A 9,973-nucleotide genomic window follows, 5' to 3' on the forward strand; every position below is an offset into this window, starting at 1 on the left:
AACTAATCCTATTGAAAGATTAAATAATACCTTTCGACAAAGGATTTCTCGGCTGGTGAGAGAGAGTCTATCTTTCTCTAAAAAAATGGAGAATCACGTTGGGGAGCCCTTTGGTATTTTATCCATGACTACAATGCACACCTGGCAAAGGATTAAGCCGCCATCACTACTACCGAATCACCACCTCATAGTAAATCCTGTTTGAAAGGTATAGGAGAGTGGGTAGTCCCAGAGCAGGGAGAAACAATCGATAACTTGGGAGTTAATGAGACTATTAAAAACGGATTTGGTATGAAACCCTTAACTGGACTGAATTCTAATTTTATTCAGCCAGCCCTATCTAAAAATCAAACTCGTCTAATCCCGATTGTGGGGGAGAAAAGCGACTGCGAGGAGATTTTTTCGACTTTCTCAAAAAAGCGGGAATAACTGCGGCGATAAAAAATCCCATTCCCAAAGAAAAAGCCAATAAAACACCGATAGGTACTTTAATTGACTCAAATTGTAGAAACTTTAAAGAAACTGGTTGGATATTTTGGATAGCAAAAACTGCCATGGTCATAATCCAGCCGCCGACAATAGCACTAGCTAAAAAATTACTAATTGTATTCATGCTTGTCCTCGCCATGTTTGTAGGAGATTTTTTAAGCTTTTGTAGGCTAATTTTGCAGTTAGCTCCCTATTAATAGCATTTTTCTTTATTCGTGGCCTTCACCCCCTCCCCTCTACCAGCTATCCATTATTCACATCTTTCTTAACATAAAATTTGACAAAAAGAGAAAAATGTGCAAGATGGCTCAAGGGGGTTCTATGGGAGATTGATCCTTGCAAGGCTTAATGTTTTAAGATTGTTCATCTCCTTTTTACTAACTTCAGCGACCGCTCTCAAAATGACCCTTGTGTAGCGCTTTTTGTTTCCTCATCGGGAATTATCATCTTGCCTTGGCAGACTAGAACTGATGCACCTCCCACAGAAACTTCCGTAATTTTACGGTTGTTTTTCTGAAACTTTAATTGTATGTTGCTGGGTCTGCCCATTTCCACTCCTTGGATTATCGTCCATTGATTCATCCCTTCCCTAGAAGATTCTAACCCCCCTAGGTAGCCCGCCAAAGCGGCCACAGCCGAACCGGTGGCGGGATCTTCCATAACTCCTAAACCGGGGGCAAACATTCGGCCATAGAGACGAGATTGGGGTGATTCCGGGTCAAAACAGCAGACAAAAAGGGAGTTAGCGGGGGACTGGCCCAATAATGATGACCAAAGACCCAAATTAACTCTGATTTTTGCTAAAATATCTCGATTTTTGACGGGGATGACTAAAAAAGGGAGACCACAGGAAAAAGACCGGGGGGGATAACCGGGTAAGAAATCGGCAACGCTTAGGGAAAGAATCGCCGCTAAATCATCGATATCATAAGTATCTGTCACTAATTCTGGCAATTGTGCCACTTTTAACTCACTATAGACGGGTTTTTCCCGATCCCTGATAATTTTTACCGGTACTAAACCGACTCCTTCCTCCAGATAAATCGTGGTTTCTTGGTGGGGGGGGATAGTACCGATTAGGGCTAAAATATAGGCCGTGCCGACGGTAGGATGCCCTGCAAAGGGTAATTCGGTACTGGGGGTGAAAATCCGGACTTTTTTAGTGCCTTGGGGCGTTTCTGGCGGAAAAACGAAGACTGTCTCCGAGAAGTTAAATTCGGCGGCGATTTTTTGCATCTGGGTGCGGGTTAATCCAGACGCTTCCGGAAAAACCGCCAGGGGATTACCGCCAAAAATGCAATCGCTAAAAACATCGGCGGTATAGTAGGAATAGGTCGGCACGCGGGGGATAGGGCAACAGTTATCGGAGAATTTTTTTATCTTACAACTATTTTCACCCCTGACCGCCCCGGCGGTCTGTCTAGGGATAGATTCTCCTTGTCAGTCCTGTTAGTCTCTCTTTACTAAGAAATAATTAAAATACAGAGTTTTTCCTAAAGATAAGGTATGTCTTGATAGGGCATCGTCTCGGAGTCTCCTAATAACTCTACTACTTATTCGGTTCTAATCTGGCTAATAAACTGACTAACTTATCTCTAACGGAATTGTGGGTGTATTCGTCTTCAGGGTGAGGTTTTTGATGGGGTTTTTGAAAATAGGGACGTTCTCCGTATAATTGTCCCCATTTCACATCGACTCGGTGTACTAATTCATAGAGTAATTCTTGATTGTCTAAAATTTCTTCTAGGATTAACTGTAAAGCTTGAACGGGATTATCTAAATTTTGACTGACTTTGGTTAATTCTTCATCAACGATAAGCTGTAAAATTATCTGCAAAGCTCCCGAAGAATCCCCTAAATTGCCAGCAATAAACTGTTTAATTTCAGTCTTTACCTGCACCAATTTGGGGACGGGAGATTCCCCTTTGAGGAAATCCGCCCCCTCTTGAGCGATAAAATCTGCTAGGGTAAACTCGCGCCTTTCGATGATATCTTGGGAAAAATCTGGTTCTTCAGGTGTCATAAACTAAAAAGATTAGCGATAATAGACTCTAAGACTTATTGTGACATTTTTAGGAATATCTATGGGCATCGATCACAGAGAGTTTCAGCAGCGTCGTCAGCAGGTAATGGAAAAAATCGGCAATGGAACCGCAATTTTTCGCAGTGCGCCCATGGCGGTCATGCACAATGACGTAGAATACACCTATCGTCAGGATAGTGACTTTTTTTACCTGACAGGATTTAATGAACCGGACGCGGTGGCGATTTTAGCACCCCATCACCCCGAACATCAGTTTATCCTGTTCGTACAGCCAAAAGACCAGGAAAAAGAAACCTGGACCGGCTATCTCCACGGTGTGGAAGGAGCAAAGGAGATTTTTGGTGCTGATGAGGCCTATTCTATCCAAGAATTGGACGAAAAATTACCGCAATATCTCGAAAAAGCCGAACGAATTTATTATCATCTCGGACGAGACAAAACTTTTAATACAAACGTTCTAAATCACTGGCAAAAATTAATCGCCACTTTTCCCCGTCGCGGCACTGGACCGACTGCTTTAGAGGATACTAATTTTATTCTCCATCCTTTGCGCTTGCTGAAAACCGCGGCCGAATTGGACAATATTCGCCAAGCAACCGCTATTTCAGCACAGGCACATAATCGGGCCAGAGAATTTACCAAAGTTGGTCACTACGAGTATCAAATTCAAGCGGAAATTGAGCATACTTTTCGCCTAGAAGGGGGTATGGGTCCTGCTTATCCTTCTATTGTCGCTAGTGGTGCTAATGCCTGTATTCTGCACTATATCAACAATAATCGTCAAGTACAAGAAAATGAGCTTTTGTTAATTGATGCCGGTTGTGCCTACAATTACTATAACGGTGATATTACCCGCACTTTTCCCGTTAATGGTAAATTTACCCCCGAACAAAAAATTATCTATGAAATTGTTCTGGAAGCTCAATTAAAGGCGATTGAAGTGGTAAAAACTGGTAATCCTTATAATCTTTTTCATGACACAGCCGTCAGAACAATTGTGGAGGGATTAGTAGATTTAGGGCTATTGGTCGGCGACATTGATGAGATAATTAAAGAGGAAAAATATAAGCCTTTTTATATGCACAGAACCGGCCATTGGTTAGGATTAGATGTCCATGATGCGGGAGGTTATAAAGTTAATGAAGAAACTTGGCAAACTTTGCAGCCTGGTCATGTTTTAACCGTGGAACCGGGGATTTATATCTCCCCCGATATTAAACCTGCTGAAGGACAGCCGGAAGTGCCGGAAAAATGGCGGGGTATCGGTATCCGTATCGAAGATGATGTGTTAGTTACTGCCACAGGAAATGAGGTTTTAACTGCAACGGTTCCCAAAAAAGTTGAGGATATCGAATCTTAAGTAAAAAGCTAGGTGTTAAAAATTGTCAGATTCCCCCTAACCCTAGGGTTGATTCATAGTAGGGTTGATTCATGGTAGGGTTGATTCATGAATCAACCCTACCCCCCTTAAGGAGATTCAATTAAGTTTTTTCTAGAGATTATTATGGTTGTCACCAAAGAAAAATTATATACCTTTGCGGAATATTTAAATTATCGAGACTGCACGGATAATAAGTACGAATTATTTAACGGAGAATTAATTTCTATGCCGCCCGCTAGTGGCTTTCATGCTTTGATACTTAGATATATATTTAAGGTGTTAGAAAGGGAAATAGAGAGGCTACAATTAGACTGGCAAGTTATGCCCGCTACGGTGGGAATTCGCACCGATAAAGCTAAATCGAGAATTCCAGACTTAATGATTTTAACTGCTGAACAATGTCAAGAGATTAGAAATATGACCACAGCAGTGATTGAATTTCCTCCCCTGTTAGTTGTAGAAATTGTTAGCCCCGGTAATGCCGATGATGACTACCGTTATAAACGTTCAGAATACGCAGTGAGAGGCATTCCTGAATACTGGATTATCGATCCTATGGCTCTAAAAATATCGGTTTTAACCCTGATTTCTGGATTTTATGAACTGGCAGAATTTAACAACGAAGATAGAATAATATCGGTGACATTTCCCGATTTACAATTAACTCCTCAAATGGTCTTTGAATATTAAAATCTTGGCTGGAGGTTATCATGATTGCTACCAAACCAAAAAAATATACCTTTACAGAATATTTAAATTATCAGGACTCCACAGATAATAAGTACGAATTATTTAACGGAGAATTAATTTCTATGCCTCCTGCTAGTGGCTTTCATGCTCTAATTCTTGCCTGTCTTTATGATTATTTAATAGCAGAAATTAAAAGATTAAATCTAACTTGGAAAGTTATGCCCGCTACGGTGGGAATTCGCACCGATAAAGCTAAATCGAGAATTCCAGACTTAATGATTTTAACTGCCCAACAATGTCAAGAGATTAGAAATATGACCACAGCAGTGATTGAATTTCCTACCCTGTTAGTTGTAGAAATTGTTAGCCCGGGTAATGCCGATGATGACTACCGTTATAAGCGTTCAGAATACGCAGTGAGAGGCATTCCTGAATACTGGATTATCGATCCTATTGCTGTAAAAATATCGGTTTTAACCCTGATTTCGGGATTTTATGAACTGGCAGAATTTCACAAAGAAGATAGGATAATATCGGTGACATTTCCCGATTTACAATTAACTCCTCAAATGGTCTTTGCACAGTAGCATTATTAACGATTATGACTATCCCCTTAGAAATCCAACAACGTTGCCAACAACTAAAAACAGAACTACAAAGAGCCAGTTATGCTTATTATGTTCTTGATGATCCTTTTATACCCGATAGCGTTTATGATCAACTTTATCGGGAATTAGAAGACCTAGAAAAGCGTTATACTCAATTAATCACCCCCGATAGTCCCACCCAAAGAGTCGGGGATAAAATCTCTAGTCAATTCGTTTCTGTCCGTCATAATATTCCCCTCTATAGTCTCGAAAATGCCTTTAACCTCGAAGAATTAAATAAATGGGGCAGCCGTTGGCAGAGATATGTAAATGAAACCCAAGACACGGAATATGTGTGTGAATTAAAAATCGATGGTTCCGCGTTAGCTTTAACCTACGAAAACGGCTTTTTAGTCAGAGGTGTTACTAGAGGGGATGGAGTCACTGGCGAAGATATTACCCCCAATGTGCGGACAATTCGCTCTATTCCTTTACGCTTAAATATAGACAATCCCCCGGCAATTGTGGAAGTGCGCGGCGAAGCTTTTTTACCCCTCGATACCTTCGATAAAATCAATCAAGAAAGAGAAGAAAAGGGGGAATCTCTCTTTGCTAATCCCCGCAATGCGGCAGCGGGAACCCTACGACAACTAGATCCGAAAATAGTTGATAAAAGACGCTTACAATTTTTTGCCTATACCCTGCATTTAGACGATAACAATATCACTACTCAATGGCAATCCTTAGATAGATTAGAAACCATGGGATTTCTGGTTAATCCCCACCGTCAACTCTGTCCATCCCTGCAAGAAGTAGCGCAATACTATCAAGATTGGCAAGAAAAACGTCATCAATTAGCCTACATGACCGATGGTGTCGTAGTCAAAATCAACGATTTACAGCGACAAAATCGGTTAGGATTCACTCAAAAATTCCCTCGGTGGGCCATCGCTTTAAAATATCCCGCCGAAGAAGTCCCCACAGTAGTTAAAGATATTATCGTCAATGTGGGACGCACCGGCGCAGTCACACCCATGGCGGTGATGGAACCAGTACAGGTAGCAGGGACCACCGTACAAAGGGCTACTTTACATAATAGCGATCGAGTGGCCGAATTAGATATCCGAGTCGGTGACACGGTAATTATCCGCAAAGCGGGGGAAATTATCCCGGAAGTGGTGAGAATCCTGCCAGAATTGCGTCCTCCCCAGACTTTACCCTTCCAGATGCCCACTAATTGCCCTGAATGTCAATCTCCCCTAGTCCGTCCGGTGGGGGAAGCGGTGACGCGCTGTGTTAATAGTTCCTGTCCGGCGATTTTGCGGGGAAGTGTAGTACATTGGGCCAGTCGCGATGCTCTCGATATCCGGGGATTAGGGGAAAAAGTGGTGATTTTGCTGATTGAACAGGGATTAGTTACCGCTATTTCTGACCTCTACAGCCTCAAAAAAACGGAAATTGCCAAATTAGACCGAATGGGCGAGAAATCCGCCTTAAATTTGATTACAGCTATGGCTCAAAGCAAAAATCAAAGCTGGTCGAGAGTACTTTATGGGCTAGGAATTCGCTATGTGGGCAGCGTTAACGCCAAAATTCTCGCGGAAAGTTTTCGGACTGTGGAGGAGTTAGCTAACGCCAGCGTGACTAATTTAGCCTCTATCTATGGTATCGGTGAAGAAATCGCTCAATCGGTCTATGATTGGTTTAGAATCGCCGCTAATCGGGATTTAGTCGCTAAATTACAAGCGGCTGGTTTACAATTTGCCGCAGCAGCAAAAACCACCACCACTAAAGCGACTTTAGCAGGGAAAACCTTTGTCATTACTGGCACTTTACCAACTCTCAAACGGGAGGAAGCGAAAGAATTAATCGAAAAAGCTGGGGGGAAAGTGACGGGTTCTGTCAGCAAAAAAACCGATTATTTACTGCTAGGAGAAGCGGCGGGTTCTAAGCTAGAAAAAGCCCTAGAATTGGGCATTACTCAGCTAACCGAAGCACAATTGCTCGAATTAATCGGGGATTAAAAGCTTAAGATTGGAGCAAATCTACTGAAGTATTATCAATTAACTGAGCAACAGCATCAAGATAATCATTAAGTTCCATTTTGTGAGCTTGGGCAAATAAATTAAGGGTTTCTACCTTTGTTCCTTCCCCCTGTTCAATGCGTCTCACTTGACGCTCGGATACTCCTATAATATCTGATTGTCGCAGTTGATGCTGTTTGCGTAAAGAGGCAATCGCTCGACCAAAAATCTGATCATGTTTTAATTTAATCGCTGCAAACTTTTGTTTTGCTTTTGGTTCAATCACACTCAAAAAAGCCTCTATATCAAGATGAATGTCCACGGCTGGCCAATGAATATAACTACCATCTTCTGCTATAATAAACTTCTCTCTTTCTTCTAGAGGAATACGCTGTAAAGCTGGCATAGATGCAAAGGGAATTTCTAGCTCATCGAGATCACAGCGACTGATTAATAAACTTTCCCCAATAACTAAAGCTGTGGCGATTAAATGCTCTTGCGCTCCCCAAATCCAAGCATTAATCACCCTTGTCGGTAAAGTAAAATCTCGATAAACGAGGGTATTTCGCAGGGTGCGTAAATTGGCCCGTTTAAATAGTTGCGGCAACCAGATAGCATCAATGTCTGCTCGGATGAAAAGACCTCGCAGATGATGTTTATCATTAGCGGTTCTGGCAATATCTGACACTGCCTTTAAACTGGTCAAAGAAGTATAAATAAAGATGTTTTTTAAAGAATCAATATTCTTTAAATCTGGTAAAGAAAGAATCTGCACAGATTGAGACTCTGGCAAGAAATTATAAATTTCTTTATCCTCAATTATAACAGTAATTTCTGGCTTATTTAACATGATTAATTCCCCTGCGTACAGACCTTTGCCTCCCATTCAATCAGGAGTGTAGAACGATTGGCCAAAACGTGGTCGAGTATTTGCTTTTTTTCCTTACTAGATATTTTGGCATTGGCGGGCCATTTCACCTGAAAATTTAGACCATTTTCTTGATTACAAAGTAAGAAAAAAACTCTAATTTCCCATTGGCCCGGTTTACGAACATGAAAATGAGGTGGCAAATGATCGTGAGGCTGCATCTCCTATTTGTGACTTTCTCTCACTGATGGTGAGCAGCAAAAGTTATTAAAAGAGGGCGAATACAATTCGCCCCTACAATAATATTATTGCGCCAATGGTAGGGGCGCATCGCGTGCGCCCAAAATGTAATAATGTTTGCTTAACCAGGAACGATCAAAGCGTTAGATTAGAAAGAGTCCTTTTTTTAGAGATATTTAACCCTGATGGTCTGGCCTTTTAAACCGAAAACCCGCAAACAAATCGCTCGAATAGAAATTACAGGTGCAATTGCCTCCGATACCCGCAAAAGGGTCTTAAAAGCCCTAGAAATCGTCAAAGAAAGGCAATATCCCGCCCTACTTCTCCGCATTGACTCCCCCGGGGGAACCGTGGGGGATTCCCAAGAAATTTATGAAGCATTGAAGCGCTTACAAAAAAACACGAAAATAATCGCTAGTTTTGGCAATATTTCCGCCTCTGGCGGCGTTTATATCGGTATGGGGGCTAATTATATTATGGCTAACCCCGGCACGATTACCGGCTCGATCGGTGTTATCCTGAGAGGGAACAATCTAGAAAGATTGTTAGATAAGGTGGGAGTTTCGTTTAAAGTGATTAAATCGGGCCCTTATAAAGATATTCTCTCCTTCGATCGAGAATTAACTGATGAAGAAGAAAGAATTCTCCAGGATATGATCGATACCAGTTATCAGCAATTTCTGCAAACCGTCGCCGGAGCTAGAAATTTAGATGTCAATCAAGTGAAAAGTTTTGCCGATGGGCGCATTTTTACCGGTCAACAGGCTTTAGAATTAGGAGTGGTTGATCGCTTGGGAACCGAGGAAGATGCCCGACTTTGGGCGCTAGAATTGGCAGGATTACCCCCAGATAAAACTAAATGTCAGACTATCGAAGAACCGAAACCCCTCCTCAGTCGTCTGACGGGCAATCGTTCCCAAATACCCCTAGGATTACAAAAAACCCTACAGCGTCTAGAATTTGAATTGGAAGTTAACGGACAACTATTGTGGTTATACCGACCCTGATGGCCAGATTAAAGTCGAGAAAAAGGGCGCGTTAACCCCTAAAATTGACTCATCAGGATTAGCGGAGGATGACAATCGTGCAGTGGAAGATTCGAGCCATTCGGGGAGCAACAACAGTAACAGCTAATACTATTGAAGCTATACGAGAAGCAGTAACAGAACTCCTCGAAGCGATCGAAATCCACAATAGTCTCGATCCCGATGATATTGTTAGTATTATCTTTACGGCAACTCAGGATTTAGACGCGATTTTCCCCGCTGCTATCGCTCGCGAACGTCCCCATTGGCAAAATGTCCCCCTCCTCGATGTGCAACAGATGCACGTCGCTGGTAGTCTGGAAAAGTGTATTCGGGTAATTCTCCACGTTAATACTCCCAAACTGCCAAGCGAAATGCAGCACGTCTATCTGCAAGGGGCGAAAAATCTTCGCCCCGATTGGCAGATTTCTCCAGTAACTATTAATCGCTAAAATCTTCGATAACCTGTTCCCGCATTTTCTATGGCTCTTCGGGACTTGGTATGGTTCGATATGGGGGCATAAATCGACTGAATCCTTATCTGGCAATAGATTTAATTGATTAGTTCGCTCTAGAGCAAAAACAATTGACAAAAATCGCTAAATGCCTTTCTATATAAGGGTTC

At 42.0% G+C, this 9,973-nt stretch carries 11 protein-coding genes and 1 pseudogene; 7 read left to right on the plus strand and 5 right to left on the minus strand.

The window, feature by feature from the left end; all coding sequences use genetic code 11:
- Positions 1 to 156, plus strand: a pseudogene (locus IM456_RS18085) (IS1 family transposase); the annotation flags it as partial.
- A gap of 184 nt (positions 157 to 340) precedes the next feature.
- Here the strand turns inward: IM456_RS18085 and IM456_RS18090 are convergent.
- The 3 genes from IM456_RS18090 to IM456_RS18100 form a co-directional block, all read right to left on the minus strand.
- Positions 341 to 613, minus strand: coding sequence for a lipopolysaccharide assembly protein LapA domain-containing protein (locus IM456_RS18090; RefSeq protein WP_149988159.1), 273 nt, complete (start codon positions 611 to 613; stop codon positions 341 to 343).
- 272 nt (positions 614 to 885) lie between these two features.
- Complete coding sequence (locus IM456_RS18095; RefSeq protein ID WP_149988160.1) at positions 886 to 1,830, minus strand: PhzF family phenazine biosynthesis protein; 945 nt, start codon at positions 1,828 to 1,830, stop codon at positions 886 to 888.
- Between the two features lie 208 nt (positions 1,831 to 2,038).
- Positions 2,039 to 2,512 carry a hypothetical protein gene (locus tag IM456_RS18100; protein WP_149988161.1) on the minus strand — a complete coding sequence of 158 codons (474 nt, stop codon included), beginning with the start codon at positions 2,510 to 2,512 and terminating at the stop codon, positions 2,039 to 2,041.
- Positions 2,513 to 2,573: 61 nt separating this feature from the next.
- On the opposite strand from IM456_RS18100, the gene IM456_RS18105 reads away from it, so the two are divergent.
- The 4 genes from IM456_RS18105 to ligA all read left to right on the plus strand — a co-directional run bounded on the left by IM456_RS18105 (position 2,574) and on the right by ligA (position 7,215).
- Positions 2,574 to 3,893: an aminopeptidase P N-terminal domain-containing protein gene (locus IM456_RS18105; RefSeq protein WP_287693248.1), complete on the plus strand. Its 1,320-nt coding sequence runs from the start codon at positions 2,574 to 2,576 to the stop codon at positions 3,891 to 3,893.
- 144 nt (positions 3,894 to 4,037) lie between these two features.
- Positions 4,038 to 4,604, plus strand: a complete 567-nt coding sequence (locus IM456_RS18110) for a Uma2 family endonuclease (RefSeq protein WP_287693249.1) — start codon at positions 4,038 to 4,040, stop codon at positions 4,602 to 4,604.
- Positions 4,605 to 4,624: 20 nt separating this feature from the next.
- The gene (locus IM456_RS18115) at positions 4,625 to 5,191 is read left to right on the plus strand and encodes a Uma2 family endonuclease (protein WP_287693250.1); all 567 of its coding nucleotides are present in this window, start codon (positions 4,625 to 4,627) and stop codon (positions 5,189 to 5,191) included.
- A gap of 14 nt (positions 5,192 to 5,205) precedes the next feature.
- The gene (gene ligA, locus IM456_RS18120) at positions 5,206 to 7,215 is read left to right on the plus strand and encodes an NAD-dependent DNA ligase LigA (protein ID WP_149988165.1); all 2,010 of its coding nucleotides are present in this window, start codon (positions 5,206 to 5,208) and stop codon (positions 7,213 to 7,215) included.
- Between the two features lie 4 nt (positions 7,216 to 7,219).
- On the opposite strand, the gene IM456_RS18125 is transcribed toward ligA, so the two are convergent.
- Positions 7,220 to 8,065 carry a DUF2442 domain-containing protein gene (locus IM456_RS18125; RefSeq protein ID WP_149988166.1) on the minus strand — a complete coding sequence of 282 codons (846 nt, stop codon included), beginning with the start codon at positions 8,063 to 8,065 and terminating at the stop codon, positions 7,220 to 7,222.
- 2 nt (positions 8,066 to 8,067) lie between these two features.
- Complete coding sequence (locus IM456_RS18130; protein WP_149988167.1) at positions 8,068 to 8,304, minus strand: DUF4160 domain-containing protein; 237 nt, start codon at positions 8,302 to 8,304, stop codon at positions 8,068 to 8,070.
- A 204-nt stretch (positions 8,305 to 8,508) separates the two neighbouring features.
- Between IM456_RS18130 and sppA the strand changes: the two genes are divergently transcribed.
- Positions 8,509 to 9,330 carry a signal peptide peptidase SppA gene (gene sppA, locus IM456_RS18135; protein ID WP_002781484.1) on the plus strand — a complete coding sequence of 274 codons (822 nt, stop codon included), beginning with the start codon at positions 8,509 to 8,511 and terminating at the stop codon, positions 9,328 to 9,330.
- Positions 9,331 to 9,398: 68 nt separating this feature from the next.
- Entirely contained in the window at positions 9,399 to 9,800 is a 402-nt protein-coding gene (aroH, locus tag IM456_RS18140; protein ID WP_002798342.1) for a chorismate mutase, read from the plus strand.
- Positions 9,801 to 9,973 lie beyond the last annotated feature (173 nt).

The sequence above is a fragment of the Microcystis sp. M079S1 genome, from assembly GCF_020246425.1.
GTDB lineage: Bacteria > Cyanobacteriota > Cyanobacteriia > Cyanobacteriales > Microcystaceae > Microcystis > Microcystis aeruginosa.